The 23,084-nt window shown below is 54.1% G+C and carries 22 protein-coding genes; 15 read left to right on the top strand and 7 right to left on the bottom strand.

What is annotated here, in order from left to right; genetic code table 11:
- Window positions 1-43: 43 nt before the first annotated feature.
- The 7 genes from IEX40_RS00605 (at window position 44) to IEX40_RS00575 (ending at window position 4,086) form a co-directional block, all read left to right on the top strand.
- A complete protein-coding gene (locus tag IEX40_RS00605; protein WP_188745174.1) occupies window positions 44-259 on the top strand; it encodes a hypothetical protein in 216 nt (71 codons plus the stop codon).
- A 47-nt stretch (window positions 260-306) separates the two neighbouring features.
- Window positions 307-648 carry a hypothetical protein gene (locus IEX40_RS00600; protein ID WP_188745173.1) on the top strand — a complete coding sequence of 114 codons (342 nt, stop codon included), beginning with the start codon at window positions 307-309 and terminating at the stop codon, window positions 646-648.
- Window positions 649-743: 95 nt separating this feature from the next.
- Window positions 744-1,349: a hypothetical protein gene (locus tag IEX40_RS00595; protein WP_188745172.1), complete on the top strand. Its 606-nt coding sequence runs from the start codon at window positions 744-746 to the stop codon at window positions 1,347-1,349.
- A 91-nt stretch (window positions 1,350-1,440) separates the two neighbouring features.
- Window positions 1,441-1,962: a hypothetical protein gene (locus IEX40_RS00590; protein ID WP_188745171.1), complete on the top strand. Its 522-nt coding sequence runs from the start codon at window positions 1,441-1,443 to the stop codon at window positions 1,960-1,962.
- Between the two features lie 270 nt (window positions 1,963-2,232).
- Window positions 2,233-2,748 (top strand): AAA family ATPase, encoded by a 516-nt coding sequence (locus IEX40_RS00585; RefSeq protein WP_188745170.1) that lies wholly within the window; start codon window positions 2,233-2,235, stop codon window positions 2,746-2,748.
- A gap of 103 nt (window positions 2,749-2,851) precedes the next feature.
- Entirely contained in the window at window positions 2,852-3,334 is a 483-nt protein-coding gene (locus IEX40_RS00580) for a DUF3592 domain-containing protein (RefSeq protein ID WP_188745169.1), read from the top strand.
- Window positions 3,335-3,867: 533 nt separating this feature from the next.
- Window positions 3,868-4,086, top strand: coding sequence for a VF530 family protein (locus IEX40_RS00575; RefSeq protein WP_188745168.1), 219 nt, complete (start codon window positions 3,868-3,870; stop codon window positions 4,084-4,086).
- A 174-nt stretch (window positions 4,087-4,260) separates the two neighbouring features.
- On the opposite strand, the gene IEX40_RS22150 is transcribed toward IEX40_RS00575, so the two are convergent.
- Window positions 4,261-4,389, bottom strand: a complete 129-nt coding sequence (locus tag IEX40_RS22150) for a hypothetical protein (protein ID WP_268235752.1) — start codon at window positions 4,387-4,389, stop codon at window positions 4,261-4,263.
- A gap of 369 nt (window positions 4,390-4,758) precedes the next feature.
- Between IEX40_RS22150 and IEX40_RS00570 the strand changes: the two genes are divergently transcribed.
- A complete protein-coding gene (locus tag IEX40_RS00570) occupies window positions 4,759-5,397 on the top strand; it encodes a helix-turn-helix domain-containing protein (RefSeq protein WP_188745167.1) in 639 nt (212 codons plus the stop codon).
- A gap of 50 nt (window positions 5,398-5,447) precedes the next feature.
- On the opposite strand, the gene IEX40_RS00565 is transcribed toward IEX40_RS00570, so the two are convergent.
- From IEX40_RS00565 to IEX40_RS00555, 3 genes are read right to left on the bottom strand one after another with little or no spacing between them, the layout of a single operon-like run.
- On the bottom strand, window positions 5,448-6,500 hold the full coding sequence (locus IEX40_RS00565) for an ABC transporter substrate-binding protein (RefSeq protein WP_188745166.1): 1,053 nt from the start codon (window positions 6,498-6,500) through the stop codon (window positions 5,448-5,450).
- Entirely contained in the window at window positions 6,493-7,905 is a 1,413-nt protein-coding gene (locus tag IEX40_RS00560) for a sensor histidine kinase (RefSeq protein WP_188745165.1), read from the bottom strand. The genes IEX40_RS00565 and IEX40_RS00560 overlap by 8 nt, the downstream gene beginning before the upstream one ends.
- Entirely contained in the window at window positions 7,892-8,569 is a 678-nt protein-coding gene (locus IEX40_RS00555) for a response regulator transcription factor (RefSeq protein WP_188745164.1), read from the bottom strand. Before IEX40_RS00555 ends, IEX40_RS00560 begins: the two co-directional genes overlap by 14 nt.
- A gap of 206 nt (window positions 8,570-8,775) precedes the next feature.
- Between IEX40_RS00555 and tcuA the strand changes: the two genes are divergently transcribed.
- The 7 genes from tcuA to IEX40_RS00520 all read left to right on the top strand — a co-directional run bounded on the left by tcuA (window position 8,776) and on the right by IEX40_RS00520 (window position 17,499).
- Window positions 8,776-10,170, top strand: a complete 1,395-nt coding sequence (gene tcuA, locus IEX40_RS00550) for an FAD-dependent tricarballylate dehydrogenase TcuA (protein WP_188745163.1) — start codon at window positions 8,776-8,778, stop codon at window positions 10,168-10,170.
- The gene (gene tcuB / locus IEX40_RS00545; RefSeq protein ID WP_229680433.1) at window positions 10,112-11,236 is read left to right on the top strand and encodes a tricarballylate utilization 4Fe-4S protein TcuB; all 1,125 of its coding nucleotides are present in this window, start codon (window positions 10,112-10,114) and stop codon (window positions 11,234-11,236) included. The genes tcuA and tcuB overlap by 59 nt, the downstream gene beginning before the upstream one ends.
- A gap of 72 nt (window positions 11,237-11,308) precedes the next feature.
- Complete coding sequence (locus IEX40_RS00540; RefSeq protein WP_188745162.1) at window positions 11,309-11,962, top strand: GntR family transcriptional regulator; 654 nt, start codon at window positions 11,309-11,311, stop codon at window positions 11,960-11,962.
- A 252-nt stretch (window positions 11,963-12,214) separates the two neighbouring features.
- Entirely contained in the window at window positions 12,215-13,333 is a 1,119-nt protein-coding gene (locus IEX40_RS00535) for a 4-oxalomesaconate tautomerase (protein WP_188745161.1), read from the top strand.
- Window positions 13,334-13,459: 126 nt separating this feature from the next.
- Window positions 13,460-14,563: a Bug family tripartite tricarboxylate transporter substrate binding protein gene (locus tag IEX40_RS00530; RefSeq protein WP_188745160.1), complete on the top strand. Its 1,104-nt coding sequence runs from the start codon at window positions 13,460-13,462 to the stop codon at window positions 14,561-14,563.
- 63 nt (window positions 14,564-14,626) lie between these two features.
- Window positions 14,627-16,618, top strand: a complete 1,992-nt coding sequence (locus tag IEX40_RS00525) for a tripartite tricarboxylate transporter permease (RefSeq protein ID WP_188745159.1) — start codon at window positions 14,627-14,629, stop codon at window positions 16,616-16,618.
- 17 nt (window positions 16,619-16,635) lie between these two features.
- Window positions 16,636-17,499 carry a universal stress protein gene (locus IEX40_RS00520; RefSeq protein ID WP_188745158.1) on the top strand — a complete coding sequence of 288 codons (864 nt, stop codon included), beginning with the start codon at window positions 16,636-16,638 and terminating at the stop codon, window positions 17,497-17,499.
- A gap of 289 nt (window positions 17,500-17,788) precedes the next feature.
- Here IEX40_RS00520 and IEX40_RS00515 read toward each other — a convergent pair whose 3' ends face one another.
- Genes IEX40_RS00515 through IEX40_RS00505 form a run of 3 tightly spaced genes read right to left on the bottom strand, consistent with a single transcriptional unit; the run spans window position 17,789 to window position 22,958 of the window.
- A complete protein-coding gene (locus IEX40_RS00515) occupies window positions 17,789-18,082 on the bottom strand; it encodes a DUF2149 domain-containing protein (RefSeq protein ID WP_229680431.1) in 294 nt (97 codons plus the stop codon).
- Window positions 18,082-18,558 carry a MotA/TolQ/ExbB proton channel family protein gene (locus IEX40_RS00510; RefSeq protein ID WP_188745157.1) on the bottom strand — a complete coding sequence of 159 codons (477 nt, stop codon included), beginning with the start codon at window positions 18,556-18,558 and terminating at the stop codon, window positions 18,082-18,084. The genes IEX40_RS00515 and IEX40_RS00510 overlap by 1 nt, the downstream gene beginning before the upstream one ends.
- Entirely contained in the window at window positions 18,558-22,958 is a 4,401-nt protein-coding gene (locus tag IEX40_RS00505; RefSeq protein WP_188745156.1) for a cobaltochelatase subunit CobN, read from the bottom strand. Before IEX40_RS00505 ends, IEX40_RS00510 begins: the two co-directional genes overlap by 1 nt.
- Between the last annotated feature and the right edge of the window lie 126 nt (window positions 22,959-23,084).

Below are 23,084 nucleotides of genomic sequence, written 5' to 3'. Positions count from 1 at the left end.
TTCGGTCAAGTGTTACGAGCGTTAAATGCCATATGGAAATAGTATGTCGTATATGACCGGACACAATTTCAAATGCAAATCCTGTGATTACTTTGGGAAAATGATAGGCACGCATAATATAGAGGGTGAATTTGTACTTGAGTGCCCAGTTTGCCAGGAGTCTTGGGTTGAAATGACAGCCGAAGAACAAAATGAAGAAGCTGAAAATCGTATGGATGAAGCAATTAATAACTTCAATAAGTTGGTTTCTAAAAAATAATATAAATTAGTGATTCGGTTCCTAGTCATTGAGCAGGAGCAATACATATGAAAATTCCAATTGAAATACATTCCCATAATCATAATTTAGGCTTTGAATTTATAGAGTCAAAATCTCTAAGCTCAGGAGCGTCTATCGTAGTTCCTGGTGACGCTAAAGTTGAATTCCAAGGAGCATTAATCCGGAAGTCTGTTGGCATTCCTGAAGTTTTGCAATTTATCGTGGACGCTTCGGTTACTATTGATTTAGGACTCTTTTCTTCTTGGCTTTATGATAAAGTCAAAAGTAGTAACGTAGAAAAAATTGTCATTAGAAGAAGAGAGATTACAGAAATTACAGCGGAAGGAATTCGAAAAGTGCTTGAGGAAGAAATTGAATCGTCCAAGTAAACATTTAACAAGGCCAAGCAGCATCGCGCACTTCGTGCGCTGGGACCTCGCTACGCTCGGCCGCTGTTGGCAGCGTTATTTAAATTGGAGATAAAATGAGAAACATCATTAAAATAACTTGTGCAGTTTTTTTGATTATTTTAATTTCAGGTTGCGCATCAAATATTAAACAGCAGGAACTAAATTTAGTTAATACTGTTGGGATCGTTAATGAATTTCCGAAGTATCCAAACTTTGTGACTATAGGTACAACAATATTTACTAATGATTATGATTACATAGAAAATGATTTATTTTCAGACTTATTGGTTTCTACAGTAAAAGAATATGTGGAAGGGAAAGGAATGAAAGTGTCATTAATAGCAGAGTCGGAAATTAAAAATGTAGACATGGCGTTAAAACTAGTTCCTAGAGACGTTTATGGTATAGCTGGAACTTATGGCTATGGTATAAATCAAAAAATGTTTCTTGGTAAACCATTGCCAGCGATGTCATATGTCGCCCTTAATCTAGTCCCTTATATTAACGGCAATAGTCGCTGTTCTGGCTGCTACTTACAAAGCATGAAGAAAATAGAAGTTGGAAAGTTGCCTGAAAAGTTCTCAATGCTTTCTTCTGATGATAAAATTCTTGTTGAGAGTGTACTTAAAGAAAATATTAAAGAAACGGTTAAAAAAATATTGGTGGAAAGCGGTATATAACAATTAATTGTAGCCGCCCACAAGCGGGTTGGGACTTCCGCTGCTACGCAGTTCCGGTCCCTAAATTAGGCGTTATCTTCAAGGAGGATTTATGTGCCGAATTTTAACTCTTGTGATTTTATTGATAGTCAGTTTTAACTCTTATGCGTTCAGATTTTCTGGAGGAGAGTTAACCCCGCCCCAAGGTTTTGAAGGTCCAGTAACTAAAGATATGGGCAGAGGGTCTCAAACTATCGCATTTTTCAAAGAGCAATCGGAAAAATTTAAAACTCTGCTACAGATAACAGTTTTTGAGACTGGGCAAGAGCTTCCAGAAATGAGCGAAAGCGAACTTAAGCAGGGGTTATCAAATTACCTACTTAAGTTTTTATCAGGTGTTTCGCGTCAAAGAGCCAACTTCATCAAAAGCGATGTCACTTTTGTTGATATTTCAGGTATAACAGCCTCAAAAGTCAGTTGGCGAGGCTCCGCTCATGGTATGGAGTTAGAGGGCGTGATGTACTGCTACCTTAGTGGTTCAAAAATAATCTCAATGCACACACAGGACCTCGCATCAAATAATAGTATCTATATAAAGCAAGCGGTCAATTCAATTGAGTCAATTAAAAGATAACAAGGCACTGTTGCCGCAACACTGCGTGTTGCTGGGACCTCAGCAGCTACACTGCTTCGGCCCCAAAGCGCGACGTTCAGTTGACATCATGATGCTCTTCTAGCAGGATAAACCGCATGAATCTAAATCTTACACACAAAGTATCTCGAATTATCATCATTCCATAGGAATGGTGGGAGTTTTGATGCGTCTTTAATTTATCAAACCCACCCCAGAGAGGTGGGTTTTCTGTTTCTGCCTCATGGGAATAATTCATATAAAGGAGGCAGTATGAAAAAAATAGCAGTTTTTGGTAAGCCTGGAAGCGGTAAGTCTACTTTAAGCAAAGCGCTAGCGTCGGAAACTGGTATACAGTTACATCAGCTAGATTCGATGGTGTACACAAAGAATGGGGAGCTGGTAGATCGAAGTTCATTCGATGAAGCGCATGAGCGTATTTTATCGTCTGAAAGTTGGATAATTGATGGGTTTGGACCAATAAATTCATTTCACCAGCGTTTGGAAGCAGCTGATACATTGGTTTATATTGATCTGCCATACTTAACAAGCTACTGGTTTGTGACTAAGAGACTACTAAAAGGGCTTGTCGTAAAACCGGAAGGTTGGCCTGATGGCAGCTCGGTACTAAAAGGCACTCTTGAGAGCTATAAAGTTTTACGGCTATGCCCAAAATTCTGGAATGATGATTTCACTGCTAGATTAAAAGTATTATCATGTAGAAAGTCATTATACATTGTTAAGTCGGTTTCTGAGCTAAATGACTTTGTGTACCGAAGTATAAAATAGATGCATGTAACAATCCAAGGCCGTTGGAAATATTTTACTTCCCTGCACTCAAAATGGAAAATATTACCCTGTTTTTGGCGTTTGTGTGCGGTAAGGACTTTGCATGGAAGCTAGCTGGATACTGAGAATATTGATGCTGGGGATTTGGTTATGTTTTATGGCTTTCTCAGTTAAGAAAGTTTTTCTAGGACGGGCTAGCCTACTTTGGCCGAAGATTCCTGCCTTAGTAATCGCATCGCATATTGAAACAAAATCTGTAAGGAATGGTCTGAAATTCTATGCTCCTATAATTGAGTTCAAATATAAGGTGAATGGTATAAGTTATACTAGTTCAAATTTTACATATATGGGAACTTCAGGCTTTACCAAGAAATACGCCGGAAAATATACTGCTCGATACTTCGTTGGAAAACATATAAATATTTTCTATAATCCTAGAAACCCTGAAATGGCGGTGATAATTCCTGGTATTCATAGGCTTCAATATGCAAGCATTTTGGTCATAACTATTTTTATATTTGGCTTTGCGTATGTTGGAGAAGTCTTAAATTTAATATTTCCAAATTGTCACCCGAACTGCAGATAACAAGATTATGAAATTGACCTTGTAGTTTTTCCGCTTTAGTGTTGTTAGCGTTAGCCGAGGAATAAGAAGGATGCGGAAGTGCCCAAATTGTAGTGAAGCAACAATATCGATAACACTATTAGCCATCGGTGTTCGTCCGCGCTGTAAAGGCTGCCGAAAGGTTATTGGTCCGCACTGGTTGTTTTGTGTGGTATTTGCCTGTTTTCTCACAGTTGTTATAGGATTTCTTGGCATCTATCTATTAACTGAATTTGGTTCAGCTTTAGCTATACTGGTTACTGCTGTTACATTTGTGTCGTTATGTGTAATTGGTGCTAGACTTTCACCGCTTGAAGTTAAATATTCTTGGTGGGCGCTGTGAAGATAACTATGCATGGCTAAAAATTAGAATCGCCCGCAAGGGGTTGGAACCTCTGCAGCTAAACTGCTTCGGACATAAAATTGGCATGGTCATACTGTATAACCCGAGAAATGAAGAAGTCTAGCGGACATGGCACGATTCGATAACTTACATTAGTAGCGGGAATAACTTGATGAGCGAAATACAACCCAATAACCCTTTGCATGGGTTAACTCTTGAAAAAATTTTAACGCGATTAGTGGAATATTATGGTTGGGTTGGCTTATACGATCAAATCAAAATCAACTGCTTTAATAACGAGCCTTCAATCAAGTCATCGCTGAAATTTTTGCGTAAAACTCCATGGGCAAGAGAAAAGGTGGAGTTATTGTATATAAATACATTCACTTAAGGGTGTGAAAATGAGCATGCAATCAATGATGACTAGCTCAAATGACTACTCTTTTCCGTTAGTTTATTGGGGCAATAAGGACCTGGTCTGATATTTCCGTTTATTGATATCAGACTCGCCGTCTCATGCATATAAAACGGCGATTCACGCCAACTGAGAGTTGAACGGTGGGAGTTACTCGCCGATCATTATCAGCATGCCGGGTTCCGGGTCGCGGTAGACCTGGCCGGCCGCTTCGAAGCCCTGACCGGTCTTGCTCTCCATCCCTTTGGGCTGGGTCGGCAGCTCTGGTACCTCGCTCATCTGCTAACCTGCTGACGGCTGTTGAAGTGCTCGGCCAGTGACGGGTTCTGTGCCGTTTACAGTTGTGCTTATGGTATACCACATCTTACGAGTCATCCACGGAACATACATCGACGATAAGGGGCTGCGTGAGCACTCACGCAGAGTGCTTCTCCCAGTGCGATCTCCTCTAGGAATATGATACCGAGATCGGGTGTTCGTCGTGCCGGAATCTTTAGGTTTTAAAGGTTATCACTTCTGAAGTAGGCGCAACACTAATCCTTAGCACGCAGTTGGCTGCAATAGAGGTCTCGACAGCTTGATGACAGGTTGCTCTGTTAGCCTCCTCTCCTAACCTCGGGTTATAACGTTACAAAATATAGGTTTCGAATGTGCGGAGCGGTAATTGTCGGAAACTCGCCTTTGTTCAATAGCAGTTTGAAAGGAATAATATCCACTGCTATGGGAAGGGATACTGATTTCTACGAATTTAATAATATTCGATCAGTTGTTAGGGTTAAGAGCGATCCAATCCTATTTATCATATATGATGTCATATTAGACTATGAGGTTATCGATATTTTAAGATCGATTTACGGTTCTGGTGATACGCTGTTTATAGCTTTTACAGAGGTTTTGGGTAAACAGCATAAAAAGTTAATTAAATCTTCAAAAATTGACTTTGTTATACCCATGACCGCAGAGTTTGATTTTGTTAATAAGCTGATGTCATCTCTATGTCGAAATGGAATTAACGCTAAAAATAAAGCACTATTAATGTCGAGAGAATATCTCTCACTGTTTAGAGCTGATGTGCGTGATCTAACGGAAAAAGAGAGGGACGTTCTTAAAAAAATATGTGCTGGCTATACGAATTCAGACATCTCAAATGACCTCGGCTTAAAGGAGAGTACTGTAAAGGCGACCATAACCCGGACTCGGAAAAAGCTCAAAATGACTAGTCGGCATCAAGCCTTGATGTTTGCTCAAGACTTGAATCAAGCGGATAAGCGGGTCGCCCGCCTTTAGTGTTGAGATCGGTGATCAGACTGTGGTGGTGCTCGTCTAACGCGGACTACTCAGGGGTAGGATTGCATCGCGGAATCCCACTCATCCAGAATAATTTGCTTCTTTGATTGATCGCTAATCGCTAACAGCGATAAATCGAGGTATATCGGCTTGAACCGACTGTCATCGACCTTAATAAGCGATGTGATCGTTTCGTAGCCTGAAATGTCGTCCCGTATCGGGTAAAGATTGGACGCGTCGGCCAGTATTCTCTGCCCCTCTTTGGACAGCAGGAAGTCTACGAACAGGCGCGCGCTCTCCAGATTTCGGGCGCTCCGGGATATAAAGGCACTGCGCATGACCAGTGTCGTGAAGTCCTCCGGTAAAATCACCTGCAAGTCCGGGTACACCTTGGCCCAACTGTTCGCGTAAGAGCCGAGGACGTTGTAGGCAATAGTCAGCTCTTTGTCCTGTAGCGACTGTAACATGGAGGCGCTGCTGGGATACTGACGGGCCAGGCTGTTGCCGAAAGCTTCCAGCAGGCGCCCATAACTGGTTGTCTGTTGACGGTCGTTGGCCCATGTGAGATAGCCTATGCCCACCCGTTCAATATCGAATGTGCCGATCCGGCCTCTTAGACTTTCATTTTGGCGGCGTAGCAAGGTCAGCAGTTCGGAGCGGCTTCTGGGTATATCGGCGCTGTCGAGCAACGTCCTGTTGACGACAATGACGGCGGGTTCATAGGTGAACCCGAAAATTTCATTTCTCCAGTTCGCCCAATGCGGCAAACGTTCGGTTTCGGAGGAGAGGTAAGGGCGAGCGTAACCATCATTGACCAGCTTGAACTGAAGGTCCATAGCGGAGCTGAGCATCACATCCGGGCCATTGGGCTGATCGGCAAGAAATTTCTGATACAGCTTCAGGGTGTTCCCCTCTGTGTACTCAATGTCGATATTGGGATACTTGCGGTGAAATGCCATTAGCAGAGGGCTTATTGCAGGATAGTCCGCCGCACCATAAATGATGAGTTTGGTGGAAGGTGAGGAGGCCGCTGGGATTTGGAAAAGGTTGGCTGCGTGTAGATTCGTGGCCAGCACTATCAGCAGTAGAAATAACTTACGCATTTTCCGACCTCTTAAAATGGATCTCGACCACGAGTCCGTGAGGTTTGTTATCGAGCAGGTGGAGGTCGGCGCCGTGATGATTGGCGATCTCCTTGGCGATTGACAACCCTAGGCCGCTTCCGGGCTTGGTAATATCAGTACCGCGGAAGAACTGCTCAAACACCTTAGGGCGGTCGGCTTCGGGTATTCCTGGGCCATTGTCGCTGACCGAAAGCACGACTGTGCCGTTTTCATGTTTCAGAATATTGGTTTCGACCAATCCGTTATCATCACTGTATTTGATCGCATTTTCGAGAATGTTGCGGATCATCTGTTTCAAAGCGAATTGATCGCCGGTCAAATGAAACGCTCCCTCTCCCAAGTAGGCCACCTCTACACCATTTTGCAGGGCGGGCACGGCAACGTCGCGACACACCTCTTTGACCAGTTCATCCAGTCGAACATCTCCAAAAACTTCACGCCGAAAGCGGTGTTCCAGCTCGGCCTGCATCAGTAGCTGGCTAACGGTTTCGCTCAGTAAGTCGCTGCACTCGACCACACGCTGCAATTGTTGGCGCCTGATCCTGCTGTCTTGTTCCTCTAGCGCATTTTGCGCTTGAGATTTAAGGCCAGCCAAAGGCGTGCGTATCTGGTGGGCGGCAATGGCCGTGAATTGCTTCAGTTTATCCAGGGTACCGTTTAACTGGGCCATGAAATGGTTGATGGTTTTCAGTAAGGGGGCTACTTCATCCGGTACCGAAAGATCGAGTGGCGTTAAGTCTACGGGTGAACGGGAGCCTAGCTCTTTGTTCAGCGTTTTAAGCGGTAGAAGCATCATTCTTATAGCCAGTGAGACCACCAGAAGTGCAACGACGAAAAAAAATGATACAAACTGTAATGCTTTCCAGCGAATCTCTGATGCCAGCGCCTCTCTGGCTCGCACGGATTGGCCTAGCGTTATTCTTATTCTTTTTTTGATCGCCACATCATTTAAGACCTGCTCCATGGTGATAAATCGTATGTTTTCGCCTCGATATTTTTGAGTGTAAAACCTGTAGTTGAAAGGTCCTATGCTCGTATCTTCTCGAGGCTGATCGCTGTCTTCTACATGAAAGGGAATGTCGTTATATCCGGTGACCAGCGTGCCGTCTTCATCGGTGATGGCGTAGAAAACTCGATCATCGGGTGCGAGCGCTAGAGTCTTAAATGCCGATCTTGGCAGGTCGACCACTACGACGCCGTTGATCAGACTGATATTTTCTGCGATTTGGAGTGTGGCACCGGCGAGGAGCCGGTCATAGGACAGGCGTGCAGCACGACGTCCGTAAAGATCGGCGGCCAAATAGCTTATCATTATCAGGATGACCAAGAGGGCGGTTGTGAGCTTGGTAAGCTGCTGTTTTATTGAAAACCTATTTTGCTTCATCTAAATCATTGAGTAGATAACCCAAGCCTCTGAGCGTTTTTATATCGACTGAACTAGTCGCCAGCTTCTTTCTAAGCCGAGCAACGTACAGTTCAATCGCATTAGGACTTGGCGATTCATCGAAGCTGTATATGTGATTCAGAAGTTCATCCTTGCTTAAGACCCTGCCGGTGTGGGTCAGGAATATCTCAAGCAACCGAAACTCCCGCTGTTTTAGATCGATGAGTTCATTGTCAATGGAAACGGTGCAGGCGTTTCGATCCAGCACCAGGTTGCCGTAGGTGATCTGATCTCGCGCCGGCCCCGACTTGCGCCTGAGCAGCGCCCGACAGCGCGCTTCCAGTTCACCGAAATCAAAGGGTTTGGTCAGATAGTCGTCGGCACCGCAATCGAGCAGCGTAATCCTGTCTTCCACCTGTTCCCGAGCGGTTAAAACCAGCACAGGAGTATCCTTTTTTCTTTTTCTCAGGTTTTCCAGAACCCGTTTTCCGTCGAGGCCAGGCAGGTTCAAGTCGAGTATGATCAGGTCGTAATTCTGCCGCTTTAGAATCTCGTCTGCCTGATTGCCTGTAACCACCAAATCCGCACCATGGCCTTGCCGGGTCGCGCGCCTTGATAGCGCATCGCCCAACGTTTCATCATCTTCGACTATTAGAATTCTCATTGTGTCTCTTCAGTAATATGTCGATATCGATCACATCCTGCCGCTCCTACTCATTCTAAACGCATCCCGAAAATTAACGTAAGCGGTTCTCTCGATGCAGTACTGGAATTGACCAATGTTCCTCCGTGACAGGTGTATGACAGCTACCTCATAGAGGATGAGTGCAAATGTATTCGGCTGTATACAATCAGGAGGCTGATAACAAGATGGTTGATCTAAGGGCCAATTACGATGTGATCGTGGTGGGGGGCGGCAATGCCGCACTTTGTGCCGCGATTTCGGCTGCCGAAGCTGGAGCACGCACGCTGATACTGGAGGGGGCGCCCAAGGCGTACCGTGGTGGTAACTCGCGCCATACCCGAAATTTTCGCTGCATGCACGGTGAGCCCATGGCTGTCTTAACCGACAGTTACAGTGAGCAGGAGTACTTCGAGGATCTGATGAAGGTGACGCAAGGCAAGACGGATGAACATCTTGCCAAGCTTGCGATCCGTAGCTCTGAAGAGTGCTATTCATGGATGGTGGAGCACGGTGTGCGCTTCCAGCCCTCGCTGTCGGGTACGCTTTCACTCTCGCGTACAAACGCGTTTTTCATGGGTGGGGGCAAGGCACTGGTCAACGCTTACTATCGCACCGCGCAGAATCTGGGGGTTGATGTTCTTTACGAGGCGCAGGTGACCCATCTCGAAAGGGAAGGAGACCGGATCGTCAGCATCGACGTCACCTATCAGGGTGAGCAGCACCGCTTGTCACCGCGAGCGGTTGTTGTTTCATCGGGCGGTTTTCAGGCGGATGTCGATTGGCTGGCTGATGCCTGGGGACCGGCGGCGAAGAATTTCCTGATCAGAGGAACGCCCTACAATCGGGGTGTGGTGCTCAAGGATCTTATTGGACAAGAGCTGGAGTCCGTGGGTGACCCTACTCAGTGTCATGCGGTGGCAATCGATGGACGCGCGCCTAAGTTTGACGGCGGCATCGTAACGCGACTGGATTGTGTCCCATTCTCGGTGGTGGTGAACAAGGAGGGGCAGCGCTTCTACGACGAGGGAGAGGATGTCTGGCCGAAACGTTATGCGATCTGGGGGCGTTTGGTTGCGGCTCAGCCGGATCAGGTCGGTTATGTGATCATCGATTCGAAATCGCTTGAGCTGTTCATGCCCTCGGTTTTTCCCCCGATCAAGGCGGATACCCTGGAAGAGCTGGCAGGTAAGCTCGATCTGCCGGCTACCCAGCTGCAACAGACGATTGAGGGATTTAACAAGGCTTGCACCGAAGGGCACTTCCACCCGACCGAGCTTGATGGCTTGGCCACTCAGGGGCTGACACCGCCGAAAAGCAATTGGGCTCGTCCGATCGATACCCCTCCGTACTACGGCTATACCCTGCGTACCGGCGTTACCTTCACCTATCTCGGACTGAAAGTGGATGAGTCGGCTCAGGTGCAGGGCCGCACCGGTCCAATCAAAAACCTTTGGGCAGCAGGTGAAATCATGGCTGGCTCCATTCTCGGTCAGGGATATCTCGCCGGTTTCGGTATGACGATTGGCACTGTATTCGGACGCATCGCAGGTCGGGAGGCTGCTCGCTATGCAAACAATTGAGTTGGTTAATTTGGATGCTATTGGCGAAGCCCGTCGCCAGATTGAGATATGCAACGCCTGTCGTTACTGCGAGAGTTACTGTGCGGTGTTTCCAGCTGTACACAGCAAACGAGCGTACAGCGATGGCGATATTCAGCAGCTATCGAATCTTTGTCACAACTGCCGGGGGTGCTACTACGCCTGTCAGTACACCGCGCCGCATGAGTTTGGCTTGAATCTGCCAAAAGCCCTGGCTGAAGTCCGCCAGGAGAGCTGGCAAAATCACACCCAGCCAAGTGTTATTGCCACAGTATTTCATCGCAGCGGTGCAGCCCTGTCCCTGTTCGTCGTGTTGGCAGCTGCGTTGCTGGTATGGCTGATTCAGGCGGCTCCCAAGTCCTCCGGCGAGGGGTTCTACTCGCTCATGTCGCACAACGCGATGGTTGTGCTGTTTGTGCCGGCCTTTACCTTGCCGATTCTGCTCATCCTGCTGTCGCTGCGGGGGTATTGGCGAACGATTGGCGGAGAGTCGATCAGGTGGCGCCACGTTGTCGGGGCATTTGGCAGCATCGCGAAGATGAAAAACCTCTCTGGTGGGCATGGCGATGGGTGTAATTTCGAAGCGGAAGATGCGTTCTCGAACCGTCGCCGCTTATACCATCAGGCCACCATGTATGGCTTCCTGCTCTGTTTTGCCGCCACCTCGGTAGCGACGTTGATGCACTATGGGTTGGATATGCAGGCACCTTACGGGTTTTTCTCCTTGCCTAAGTTGTTCGGTATTTCTGGCGGTGTGCTGCTAAGCATTGGAACCCTGGGGTTGGCGAGCCTGAAACTGAAAGCCGACCGCGGATTGGCGGATGCTCGAGTGTGGGGGGGCGAGATGGCCTTTGTGCTGCTGCTGTTCGTTGTCAGCACCAGCGGGTTGGCACTGTACTTCCTGCGGGAAACCAGCTTGCTGGATGAACTGCTGGCTTTGCATTTGGGGGCAGTGCTTGCGTTCTTCCTGTTGATGCCATTCTCTAAAATGGTGCATGGTTTCTTCCGCCTGGCTGCTCTGATTAGAGATGAGCAGTGCAAGGCTTAAGGAACACGACTCGCATTTACTTCCTTGTACCGGGCCGAAAGGCCCGGACCTTGATTGGGGAATCATTGCTGTATGACAACATCAGCGCGCAAGCCTCCTCTCGCCGCCGTCGCTTATGAGCGCATTATCGAAGCGATCCGTAGCGGAGCGCTTGAACCAGGCGGTCGGGTTGTCGAGACCGATCTTGCCAATTGGCTCGGTATCAGTCGAACGCCGGTCCGAGAAGCGGCTCGACGTCTGGAGTCGGAAGGTTTGATCTGCTCTACACCTCATCAAGGCATGACAATCGCGGCGTTGGATTACCAGGCGGTAATAGAGCTTTACCAGATGCGCGAGGTGCTGGAGGCCAGTGCCGCGTCCTTGGCAGCGAAACATGCATCGGAGCCGGAACTCTACACGCTCCGGGAGATTGTGAATCAGGAACGCAATCTGGCTGATGACCCCGAGGCTAGAGCAAGGCTCAATGAAGCCTTCCATCAGGCACTCTATCGGGCGGCGCACAACCGCTATCTGCTTAAGGCGTTATCCGGGTTTCGCGATGCCCTCACGCTGTTGGGAAGAACAACCTACGCCGTAGAGGGACGAAGCGATAGTGCTCTGGAAGAGCATGAGGAAGTTCTGAGCGCTATCGAGGCTCGTGATCCCGGCATGGCTGAAGAGGCCGCCCGGCGGCATATACGCGCGGCGCAAAAGGCCCGTATCCGGATGATGACCGATCTGATCTGAAGCAATTACATCCCGCCAACTCATTCAAGACTCTGTTGCTTACCGGCCAGTCAGTACCTCAGTACGCCCCATCTCCCGCCCGCGCCCATCGCGACTGATTTTCGCTTCCTGACAGGCCGGTGACAGCTTTGATCGTTAGTTTTCGCTCACTATAGAGCATAGATCCTGGCGTGAAGCCGGCTCGTAACCCTTCATGCACCAGCACTGATGCTCACTTGATAACTAAAACCACAATAGAGTGAGGTGGCTGCCATGCCGAATCAGACCGCAATCCCTTGCACCATTTTTCGTGGTGGCACATCACGGGGCCCCTATTTTTTAGCAAGTGACCTTCCCGAAGAGAGGGAGATTCAGGACCGCATTCTGACTGCCGCGATGGGCTCTGGAAATGAGATGCAGATCAATGGCATCGGCGGAGGACACACGCTGACCAGCAAGGTGGCGATCGTCGGTCCGTCCCAGCATCCTGAAGCCGATGTGGACTACCTCTTCGCCCAGGTGTCCGTTGAGGAGTTCAGCGTCGATATAGGCCCGTCGTGTGGAAACATCCTCTCCGGTGTCGGCCCCTTTGCCATCGAAAAGGGGCTGGTTGCCGCGCAGGATGGCGAGACGGTGGTGCGAGTACGTAACGTGAACACCGACTCGCTTATCCATGTCGTCGTCAAGACCCCGGGCGGGGTCATCGAGTACGAGGGGGACACCGTGATCGATGGGGTGCCTGGGTCCGGCGCGCCGGTCATCCTCAATTTCCTGGATGTGGCCGGGACCAAAACCGGCAAGTTGCTGCCGACCGGTGATGTACGTGATGAGATCGATGGTATCGAGGTCAGCTGCGTCGATGCGGCGGTGCCGATGGTTCTGATTCCGGCCAAGTCGCTCGGTAAGACCGGAGCTGAATCCAAGGCGGAGCTTGATGCGGATAGCGAGCTCCTCGCCAGGATCGAGAAGATCCGCCGTGAAGCCTCTCTGAAGATGGGGCTTGGCGATGCGGCCGGAAAAGTCATCCCCAAGGTTGCGCTGCTGTCAGAACCACGGCACGGCGGAACGATTACCTCCCGTTACTTCGTGCCTCATAACTGCCATGCCTCGCATGCGGTAACCGGCGCGATCTGCGTTGCAGCCTGCATCGCGGTGCCGGGGTCAGTGGCGAGGGATGTGGCGGTCTGCCCCGAGGGAGAGCAGAAGCCGATTCGCATTGAACACCCCAGCGGCAAGATCGATGTGATTCTCGAAGTAGAGGGTGAAAACGCCGACAACCTGGAGTTGAAGCGGGCCGGCCTCGTGCGCACCGCACGCCTGCTGTTTTCAGGCCAGATTCACATCCCTGCCAGTATATGGGCACCTGGCGCTACGCAGCCGGTTGAGGTTTGAGGCCGGCTATTGGGTGACAGGTTACTGACAGCTTGGCTGGGTAGATTCAATTGTGTGTGAAGCCGCCGCCCCGCGAAAAGGGGCTTCGCGCGGCAAAAAGATAATAACAAACCCCGAGGTAATATAATGAAAAGCAAAACATCCCCCTACTCTAAACTGTTCAAGGGCGCTGCTTTGGGCGTGGCGTGCGGCATCGGACTGAGCGTGTCGGCGATGGCGCAGGCCGTTGATTTCTCAGGCGAGCGTGTCGAGTTCATCATGCCGTTCAAAGAGGGGGGCGGTTCTGACACCTGGGCTCGCTTTTTTGCCCCGCTTATCTCTGAACAGCTCCCGGGGCAACCGGCTATCGTGGTCAAGAACATCCCCGGTGGTGGTTCGACCAAAGGCGCCAACATCTTTCAGCAGCGTGCCGGTAACGACGGGCTGACCGTTCTGGGTACCTCCGGCTCCACTCAGTTTCCCTATCTGCTCGGCGATCCGCGCGTTAACTACGAGTACAAGGACTGGAAAGCTGTGCTCGCATCCCCGACTGGCGGCGTGTTCTATGTCAGCGCCGACCTTGGCATCAAATCGGCAGCGGATCTGGGCAAACTCAAAGGCGTAGAGGTCAAGTATGCCAGTCAGGGCGCGACCTCCCTCGACCTGATCCCGTTGCTGGCAATGGACATCATGGGCCTGGATGTGAACGCGATCTTCGGTATGAAGGGGCGCGGCGCCGGGCGGCTGGCATTTGAGCGTGGTGAGGTGAACGTCGATTACCAGACCTCCTCGGCTTACCTGACCAAGGTCCTGCCGCTGGTGGAAGAGGGTAAGGCGATTCCGATCATGAGCTGGGGCGTTCTGGATGACGACGGCAACCTGCAGCGGGACCCGACTTTCCCAGACCTGCCTCACTTCGCCGAAGCCTATGAAATGATGAATGGCAAAAAGCCCACCGGCATCGAGTTCAAAGTCTGGAAAACCTTCTTTGCCGCTGGATTTGCAGCGCAGAAAGGGCTGTTCCTGCCCAAAGAAACGCCTGACGAGGTCGTAGACGCCTGGACCGAAGCGGTCAAGAAGGCCGTAGCGTCCGAGAGTTTCAAGGCGCGTAGCGAAGATGTGCTGGGAAGCTATCCCCAGGCGGTAGGTAAACAGGCGCAGAAATCGTTTGCTGTCGCACTGGATATCACCGATGGCGATAAAGAGTGGATCAGAAACTGGCTGACCGAAAAGTACGGTACGCAGTTCTAACAAGTAGTCGAAGGGGGCTGCTCGGCCCCCTATAGCGATAACAACAAATCAAGGGTTTGGAAAATGATTGAAGCATTCCTGACAGCCCTGGTGACAGTGTTCTCTGGCGTGCACCTGCTCTATCTGGCAGGTGGTGTCACCCTCGGTCTTGCAATTGGTATATTTCCGGGGCTTGGCGGGATTGCCGGTCTCTCACTTCTTCTGCCCTTCCTGTACGGAATGGACCCGACGTCCGCACTGGCGATGTTGATTGGTTTGGTTGCAGTCATCCCGACCTCCGACACCTTTACCTCCGTGCTGATGGGCATTCCGGGATCCAGTGGTTCTCAGGCGACCGTGCTTGACGGCTTCCCGCTGGCGAAAAAGGGTGAAGCGGCGCGTGCGCTCGGTGCAGCCTTTGCGGCTTCGCTGTTCGGTGGCCTGTTCGGTGCCGCGGTATTGACGGCATTCGTGCTGATTGCGCGGCCGGTAATCCTGGCCTTCGGCTCCGCCGAGCTGTTTATGCTGACGCTGCTTGGCCTCAGTATGGTCGGCGTACTGGCCGGCAACAGTCTGGTCAAGGGACTGAGCGCCTGCGGCCTTGGCTTGCTCCTCGGTAGTGTCGGTGGCGCACCGGCAACCGGCGAGTTTCGTATGACGTTCGGTAACTTTTACCTGATGGATGGTATTCCTCTGGTTGTCGTCGGTTTGGGCATCTTCGCTCTGCCGGAGATTATTGACTTGCTGCGGCAGAACCGTGCCATCTCCGAGGCGTCTGAACTGGGTAGCGGGTGGCTTGACGGTGTTAAAGATCTTGTTCGCCATAAGTGGCTTGCGTTCCGCTGCGCCGTTATCGGGTGCATCGTAGGTGCACTGCCAGGTCTTGGTGGCAGTGTGGTCGACTGGATCGCTTACGGTCACGCGGTTCAAACTTCCAAGGACAAAGAAAACTTCGGCTCTGGTGATATCCGCGGGGTACTGGCACCGGAATCATCCAATAACGCTAAAGAGGGTGGTGGTCTGATTCCCACTCTGCTGTTCGGTATCCCCGGTTCCGGCAGCATGGCGGTTTTCCTTGGCGGTATGGTCTTGATAGGGCTCGAACCTGGCCCTTCAATGGTCGGTAATAACTTGGATATCACCTACACCATCGTTTGGTCGCTGGCATTGGCTAACGTACTCGGTGCGGGTGCTTGTCTGTTGCTGTCAAAGTGGGTCGCCAAACTTACCACCATTCCCTATGCGCTGATGGCGCCGTTCATGATCACGGTGATCTGTTTCGCGGCGTTTCAGGCTACCCGCGATCTGGACGACTTGATCTCACTGGTTGCGATTGGTGTTCTCGGTGTGCTGATGAAAAGGTTCGGTTGGCCACGCCCTGCGTTCCTGATCGGATTTGTGCTTGCCAGTGGTATGGAAACCTACCTCTATCAGGCGCTCCAGTTCGATGGCATTGGGTTCCTTACTAAGCCTGGTGTGTTGATCATTGGTGTACTGATTGCGCTGTCGATCTTCTTCGCCGTGCGCCATATCGCCAACAGCCAGCAGGAGCTAGGGGCAAAACCTGAAGTGGACAATACCTCGGTACCCCAGAATCGCATGCCGCAAATCCTGTTTGCAGGGGCTATTTGGTTGGCCTTCGCCTATGGGTTTTACGATGCCATGCAAAGAACCCTCCTTGGCGGGGTGTTTACGGCCGGCGTGTGTGGACTGATGTTGGTTCTAACCAGTGTTGTTATCTTCAAACTGGTGAAGGGCAATATCAATGATACCGTTAACTTCGATAGTGAGGTTGCTGAAGGCTACGCATTCGACCGCAGCGTCGCGAGCATGTTGCACTATGTGTACTGGCTGGTGGGTCTGGTCGTGGCCTGCTACCTGTTTGGTTATGTGATCTCCACGGCTCTGTTCTTCATGCTGTTCCTGCTGGTGAAAGCGCGCACCTCCATTGTAAAAACCGGAGTGCTGACGGCCAGTGCCCTGGTGTTCATGCTGGCGCTGGCGCATGTGATGGTGTTGGAGTTGCCACGCGGCTTGCTTCAGGATGCGGTCAACATGCCTTGGCCGCTGGGTTGAGGCACAGGAGAGCTGAAATGATGAGTCCCAAAACGTTACTGATGCCACTATCTAGCAGTGGCCAGGTAGAGGAACGACTACAGGGTGCGCTCGCGATCGTCAGGTATTTCGGAGCCCATTTGGATGTCATGCATGCGCAGGTGAGTCCTCGTCGCTTCTTCCCGGATGACCGCATCTCGCTGGCGGTGCCGGCGGAGTTGCTCCATCAGTTGGAGATGCTGGCAACCAAGTCCACCGAGCAAGAATCGGTCGCCATGAGGTCCATGTTTGCAAGGCTGTGTCAGTCGGCATCCGTGGAGTTGATAAGTACCGGGCGTGTCGAAGGTCCCTCTGCAACCTGGCTCGATGTGACCGGTCTGCGCAGCGAGATGGTTGCGGAGCGAGGGAAGGTCAGCGATATGCTGGTGATTCCCCAGCCACGCTTGGGCGTGCCGAGCTCTACATTCGAGTCGGCGCTGATGCGAAGCGGCAAGCCGGTCATGCTGATGCCACGTGAGCAGACATGTTTTCGCGCTGAGCGGGTGGCCATTGCGTGGAATGGCAGCACGGAGGTTTCGCGCGCGGTCAGCGCGGCGCTGCCGATTTTGAAACGGGCGCAGGAGGTACATGTCCTGGCTGATCGGGACGCCCGAGCTTTCAAGCCGGACGTTAAGGATCTGCTGGTATATCTGGAGCGGCATGATATCGACGCGGTACATAAAACCTTCGACAGCCACCACAAATCAGCTGGCGAAGCGATAGTCGATACTCTGCATAACGAGGGCTATGACTTGCTGGTGATGGGGGCCTATACCCACCGTCGAGTACATGAGCAAGTATTTGGCGGAGTTACGAGTTACGTCGTGGGCCACGCCAAGATACCGGCGTTGATGATGCACTGACCCTATCTCGTTACTCGGTTATCTATCGAGTGCTTTTGGCGATATCGTGCAAGCGGTGTCGCCTTTTTTGTGACACTAAGTGTTGCAAGTGTGCTTTTCTCATCGGTTGAATCCAGAGCCGTTAACTGACGGGGTCAACAAGGTCTCGATCTGAAATTTCAGTGAATCACAATGACGAGGCAGCCAATTGGCTGCTTCTTCTTTCTCTTTCCCGTTTCAGCCGGCCTAAGACGCCACCTCACGTTTATGAGGTGGCATTTCACCCTAAACGAGATTCGAAGGGAGCCGGCTACTCGCCGATCAGTATCAGCTTGCCGGTTTCCGGGTCGCGGTAGACCTGGCCGACCGCTTCGAACCCCTGACCGGCCTTGCCCTCCATCCCCTTGGGCAGGGTCGGCAGCTCCCGCCCTTCGCTGATCTGCTGACGGCTGTTGAAGTGCTCGGCCAGTGATGGGCTCTGCGCCACCAGCGCCGCGATCAGGCCGCAGGCAAATACCAGCATCAGGTCGAGCAGGTTGGCCAGTGGGCCCAGCGGTTCGTCCATCTCCTGGTCGAAGCGGCTGCGCCGCCAATGCTGGTTCATCAGGCGGCCTCCCGCAGCGGTTGCACGACCGCGTGCCGGTCGGTTTCCAGCTTGGCGAGTAGCTGGTCGTACCAGCGTCGTCTCAGGCGACCGAGCACGAAGCCGACGATGCCGCCCAGCAGCCCCATCACGGTGGTGTCGAACGCCACGGTCATCGCCGTGGTCAGGATCGACAGTTCACCTTCGCCCAGTGCGGAGAGGCCGGGGCCGAGGGGGATCAGGGTGCCCATCAGCCCGAGCATCGGCGAGATACGGGTGATGAAGTCGGCGCGTTCGATGCGGCGGCGCCCCTGGCGTGTGGCGAGTTCCAGATCGCCACGCGCCGCAAGGCGCTGCAGGCCGCCCCAGCGCTCGCCGAACGCCAGTCCGGTTTCCCAGAGGCTCAGCGCGAGCAGTGTCAGCAGGCCCCAGGTCACCGGCTCCAGCAGCAGGCCGGTGATCTGGTGCATGATCGACAGTGAATAGGATGAGAGCATCAGTGTTTACCTCCATGACGGCCGCGCAGCACGCCGCCGATCAGTATGAGTGCGGCCAGTGCCAACAGGAGCCAGGTCCAGTTCTGCGCAGCGGTTTGCTGTTGCTCGGCGTTATCGGCATGCTGTTCGCCGCTGCTGTCCTGCGCCTCGGCTTGTTGGTCGGACTGTTTGACCGATATCTCCTGGATGTGGCTCGGGGTGTCGGTCTGCGCCCAGTCGCTGATCTCCATGCGGCTTTCCGCCAGCGTCTTTTGTAGCGCCTGGGCCTGTTCGGCATCGAGCCGGGGCAGGACAAAGTCGTACACCGGGTGGCGGGCGTGGGTGTGTCCGCTGCCGGGAATGCCGTAGCTCAGGATGTTGTCGGCGAACTCTCGGGACAGCTCGTTCAGCGTCTCCTCGTCGGCCTGCCAGAACCCTTTCTGAGCGGCGACCAGCATCACGGCGAGTATGTTGCTGCGCACCTGCTGGTTGTGTCCCTGCTCAAGGAAGGCGTCCAACCCCAGGTCGTAACGGTCGTCCAGATAGACCGCCTTGACCTCGTCCCAGACCGAGGAGTGGATCAGCTCCGGGCTGGTAACCTGCCAGCCCCAGAGGTATTCGATGAACTCGCTGCCCATGGTGCGGGCGCCGGAGTAGCCCTCGGCCATCAGCGGCTTGATCCACTGCGGGTTGAGGAAGCGGCCGCGCAGTTCGCTGCCGAGCGCTTCGGCCAGCGGGTCGATGCGGGCGTTGTCCGCCTTGGCGTGCTGGATGACGAAGCTGTCCGGCGCGCTGCCGGTGACGCTCTCCACCGCCAGATTGAGGCCGCCGAGGTAGTCGAAGGCGTCGTTGTTGTCGATCAGGCCGTACAGGTGGCTGGCGCGACCGAGGTAGGTGCGCCCGACATCCTGCAACTGGCGCACGAAGGCGTCGTTGGCGCTCAAGCCGACGGTATCGATGCCGTAGGCGTGGCCGACGCGCTTGATATAGGTCTGGCCCAGTTCCAGGCGGTCCTGCCAGCTGCCGGAGCGTTCCACTAGTCGGTTGACGCCGGCGCCATAGGCACCGGGTGCGGTGCCGAACACGCGCAGACTGGCGCGACGGCCAAGCTCTTCGGCGGCGTTGCCGGAATCACCGCGCAGCAGCTCGCGTGCTTCGTCGACCCAATGCGCGGCCACCAGGTTGACCGCCAGCGGTTCCGCGCCGCGCTGGTACGGCTTGTCCAGCGGTTGCAGTGCACCGTCGAGTGCCGCTGTCAGGGCCGGATAATCCTGTTCGATGGTGTCGGCGCTGGCCGCCAGTGCCATCAGTACAGCCTGATCAAGCCACTCCAACTGGCGGCCGTAGAGGTCGCGGAACAGGCCGGAACTGGTAAACACCACATCCCGGCGCCGGGGGCGTGTCTCATCCAACGGCAGTCGCTCGATCCCCTTGACGATGCCGCGGCTGTTCCAGACCGGCTTGACGCCGAGCATGTCGAGGCCGAAGGCGATCATCGCGCCCTCGTCGCGTACCGCGTCCGAAGCCCAGAGGATGACCGCTTCCTTGCCGGTCGGGTCGCTGGTACCCGCTGACTCGGTACGCGCCTTTTGGGCCAGTTCCATGCCGAGTTTATAACCCAGCGGCGAAGGGATCAGCCCGCCGTCGAGGGCGTGGAAGTTGCGCCCGGTGGGCAGGGCCTCGGGGGTCTTGATCGGGTCGTTGCCCTTGCCGGGAGCGACGAAGCCACCGCTCAGCGCGTTCAGCAGGGCACTCATCTCGGCAGCCGGGGAGCCGGTCAGCGCATCGCGCCAGGCCGGGTCGGGTTCGGTGCCGTCCGCCATCGACTCGAGCATGGTGTCCACCGCGTCGTTACTCCACTCGCGGCCGAAGGTGTGCAGGCCGAGCGGCATGAACGACTCCTGCAGCTTGGTCAGGTAGTGGCCGACCTCGTGCAGCAGGAAGGCGTCGTCCACCTGGTCGAAGCCGATGCCGCGTACTTTCAGCTCTTCGTCCATGCTGGCGATCAGTTCGTCGCGCAGCCCGGTTTCGTCGATCTGGCGGCGTAGATCCTCCACGGCGCGGCGGCGGGTGGTCGGGTCGGCAGCCGCTTCGGCGCTCTCGACCAGTTGGCGCAGGCCGAGCAGATCGTCGTACAGCTCGGTGACCGCCAGCGGCGGGGTCAGGTGGTCGATCATCACCGCCTTGCCGCGCCGCTTGGCCTGAATCCCTTCGCCTACGCCATCGACGATGTAGGGGTAGATGCTCGGCAGGTCGTCGATGACCAGCGAGGGGTAGTCGTCGGTGGCCAGCCCGACGCTGCGCCGGGGCAGAAACTCGTAGGTGGAGTGGCGGCCGACATGGATCAGCGCGTCCGCTTTGAACTCGTCATGCAGGAAGTGGTAGAACGCCAGATACTGGTGCGGCGGAGAGAACGACATGTTGGCGTGCAGCAGCTCCTCGTTCAGCTCCCAGCCGCGGGGCGGTTGCGGGCCGAGGAACACCTTGCCGAACTGCAGCCCCGGTATCAGTATCCGGTTGTCCCATACCATGGTGCGGCCGGGCGCTTCGCCCCAGCCGCGCAGGCCCTCGATGTACATGTGCACCAGCGCCGTGACGCGCTGATCCGCCTCCTGCCAGTGGCCGGCGCGGTCGGCGGCGCTCAGGTCGTCGCCGAGCAGGGCGGTGTACTGCTCGGACACTTGGTCGAGCAGGTCCAGCGCCCGCGCACGGCCCTTGTGGCGGACGCCATCCAGGGCGTGGCGCAGGTCGCCCAGTGTGCGTTGAATCAGTTTTTCGACCGCATCGTGAACCTGCGGGTCCAGCGGTTGTGCCGAGGCCTCCGCCAGCAGTGGCTTGAGCTGGGCGTGCAACTGGCCCAGCGGACCGCGCACCATCTCCTGCTGTACGCTCTGCGGCAACGTCTTGAACCAGTTGTTGTAGGCAGCGGTGTCCATGCCGAACACCAGCGGTGCCATCTGTTCCAGCGCCTTGCGATCCTCCGGCAGGTTGACGCCGCGCTGCTGCAGCAGATCGAGCAGAGCTTCCGGCGACTCCGGCAGCGGGCCGGTATCGTAGCCCTGCGCCTTCAGTGCGTTGAGCATCTGCCACAGCGACTGCGGCACGTTCAGGTTGTCGGCGCCGATGTTGTGCCGCCCCGGCGGGTGGTTGTAGTAGATGATTGCGACGCGCTTGTCCTGGTTCGGCAGTGTGCGCAGCTTCAGCCAGCGCTGGATGCGGCGCTGCTGACGCACGACCGCCTCGTCGAGCGGCTCGGACAGGGTCAGGCGGGCGCCGGTTTTGGAATCGGTTTTTGCGTTGGACGAGACGGCCAGCACTTCGGGCTGGGATACGCCCTGAAGTTCGGGCATGGCGACGCGATAGTGCACGCTGTCGGTGGGCAGGCCGTTGACGGATAGGGCGTAGAGATCGCGGTTGTAGTCGTCGAGGCGGATGCCGTTGAAGACCGGGACGTTGAACGCCTCCAGCTTACGGGTTACCGCTTCGCGTCCGTCACCGCCGCCGATGACGAAGCCCTGCAGCGAAAGAATGGCCCAGGGGGCGTTTTTCGGTGCCAGTGTGCCGATCTGCGTGGTGGCTTGCTCGCTGGCCGAACCCCAGGCGGCGAGCACGGACACGCACAGCAGTTCGACCCCCTGGCACAGACGCTGATGTAGCGACCAGTTGCCCGGCAGGTCACCGGTCTGGTGGTCGAGCAGGAACAGCGTGGGCCTGTCGTCGGCGAGGCTGTTCTGCAGTTGTGCTTCGTCGATCGGCTGCGTGTTCAGATAGAAACGGACCGGAGCCTGAGCGACCGGTGCCTTCAGGTCGGCAGAGTCCGGCAGTAGCAGGTACTGCCAGAGCATGGCGATATTCTCGGCATCGCGATTCTGCCAGTAGCCGCGTGCCTGCAGCCAGTGGGCGAATTGCGGGAACGCCTGTTGCTGCCGGGCGAGCCACTGCTCGAACGGCAGTTCGGTAGAGGGTCGGCTGGTCAGCTGTTTCAACGCCTCGTCGTCGAGTGCGTCGAATGTGCCACCCTGACTGTCCCGATGCAGCGCGAACAGGCGGCGGTCGCTGTGAAAGGCCAGCCGCGCCTGCCGTTCGGGCAGCGGCATCGTCAGCAGCCGTTCCACTTCGGTGCCGAACAGGCCGAGGTAGAGCACCTGGTCCACGTCGGCGAACAGGGCCTGCAGCTGGTCGTCGCTCAGCTCGTTTACCTGGGCCAGCGAGCGGATACGGATCTCCCGGTCGGGGTGGCGTTCCAGAAAACGGTGCGCGCCAGCCACCAGCACCGGCGCCGAACGGTCGGACACGATGGCCAGCGCGGTTTGCGCGGCCAGGGCAAGCGTTGGCTGACCGAGGGCCAGCAACAGGATGGTGAGTATCCCGCCCAGCCTCGGGGCGGAAAGGTCACGCAGTGATCGAAACAGGTTGCGCATGCAGACTCCTTGAATAATCCACACGCACAGGCAAGTAAACATGCAAATCCATACGCCGTCCGCTCTTCGAAGCCCAACGGGCTGCCGAGATGGGAGGCGTGAAAGATAATGCCGTTTCAGGGACAC

This window comes from Marinobacterium zhoushanense (genome assembly GCF_014641945.1).
GTDB lineage: Bacteria > Pseudomonadota > Gammaproteobacteria > Pseudomonadales > Balneatricaceae > Marinobacterium_D > Marinobacterium_D zhoushanense.
Note: the sequence above shows the minus strand (reverse complement) of the source record. Positions and strands in the feature narration are given on the sequence as shown.

Coding starts and splice junctions, on each gene's coding strand:
- IEX40_RS00605 (WP_188745174.1), top strand. CDS start 44: ATGTCGTATATGACCGGACACAATTTCAAATGCAAATCCTGTGATTAC.
- IEX40_RS00600 (WP_188745173.1), top strand. CDS start 307: ATGAAAATTCCAATTGAAATACATTCCCATAATCATAATTTAGGCTTT.
- IEX40_RS00595 (WP_188745172.1), top strand. CDS start 744: ATGAGAAACATCATTAAAATAACTTGTGCAGTTTTTTTGATTATTTTA.
- IEX40_RS00590 (WP_188745171.1), top strand. CDS start 1,441: ATGTGCCGAATTTTAACTCTTGTGATTTTATTGATAGTCAGTTTTAAC.
- IEX40_RS00585 (WP_188745170.1), top strand. CDS start 2,233: ATGAAAAAAATAGCAGTTTTTGGTAAGCCTGGAAGCGGTAAGTCTACT.
- IEX40_RS00580 (WP_188745169.1), top strand. CDS start 2,852: ATGGAAGCTAGCTGGATACTGAGAATATTGATGCTGGGGATTTGGTTA.
- IEX40_RS00575 (WP_188745168.1), top strand. CDS start 3,868: ATGAGCGAAATACAACCCAATAACCCTTTGCATGGGTTAACTCTTGAA.
- IEX40_RS22150 (WP_268235752.1), bottom strand. CDS start 4,389: ATGAGCGAGGTACCAGAGCTGCCGACCCAGCCCAAAGGGATGGAGAGC.
- IEX40_RS00570 (WP_188745167.1), top strand. CDS start 4,759: ATGTGCGGAGCGGTAATTGTCGGAAACTCGCCTTTGTTCAATAGCAGT.
- IEX40_RS00565 (WP_188745166.1), bottom strand. CDS start 6,500: ATGCGTAAGTTATTTCTACTGCTGATAGTGCTGGCCACGAATCTACAC.
- IEX40_RS00560 (WP_188745165.1), bottom strand. CDS start 7,905: ATGAAGCAAAATAGGTTTTCAATAAAACAGCAGCTTACCAAGCTCACA.
- IEX40_RS00555 (WP_188745164.1), bottom strand. CDS start 8,569: ATGAGAATTCTAATAGTCGAAGATGATGAAACGTTGGGCGATGCGCTA.
- tcuA (WP_188745163.1), top strand. CDS start 8,776: ATGGTTGATCTAAGGGCCAATTACGATGTGATCGTGGTGGGGGGCGGC.
- IEX40_RS00540 (WP_188745162.1), top strand. CDS start 11,309: ATGACAACATCAGCGCGCAAGCCTCCTCTCGCCGCCGTCGCTTATGAG.
- IEX40_RS00535 (WP_188745161.1), top strand. CDS start 12,215: ATGCCGAATCAGACCGCAATCCCTTGCACCATTTTTCGTGGTGGCACA.
- IEX40_RS00530 (WP_188745160.1), top strand. CDS start 13,460: ATGAAAAGCAAAACATCCCCCTACTCTAAACTGTTCAAGGGCGCTGCT.
- IEX40_RS00525 (WP_188745159.1), top strand. CDS start 14,627: ATGATTGAAGCATTCCTGACAGCCCTGGTGACAGTGTTCTCTGGCGTG.
- IEX40_RS00520 (WP_188745158.1), top strand. CDS start 16,636: ATGATGAGTCCCAAAACGTTACTGATGCCACTATCTAGCAGTGGCCAG.
- IEX40_RS00515 (WP_229680431.1), bottom strand. CDS start 18,082: ATGAACCAGCATTGGCGGCGCAGCCGCTTCGACCAGGAGATGGACGAA.
- IEX40_RS00510 (WP_188745157.1), bottom strand. CDS start 18,558: ATGCTCTCATCCTATTCACTGTCGATCATGCACCAGATCACCGGCCTG.
- IEX40_RS00505 (WP_188745156.1), bottom strand. CDS start 22,958: ATGCGCAACCTGTTTCGATCACTGCGTGACCTTTCCGCCCCGAGGCTG.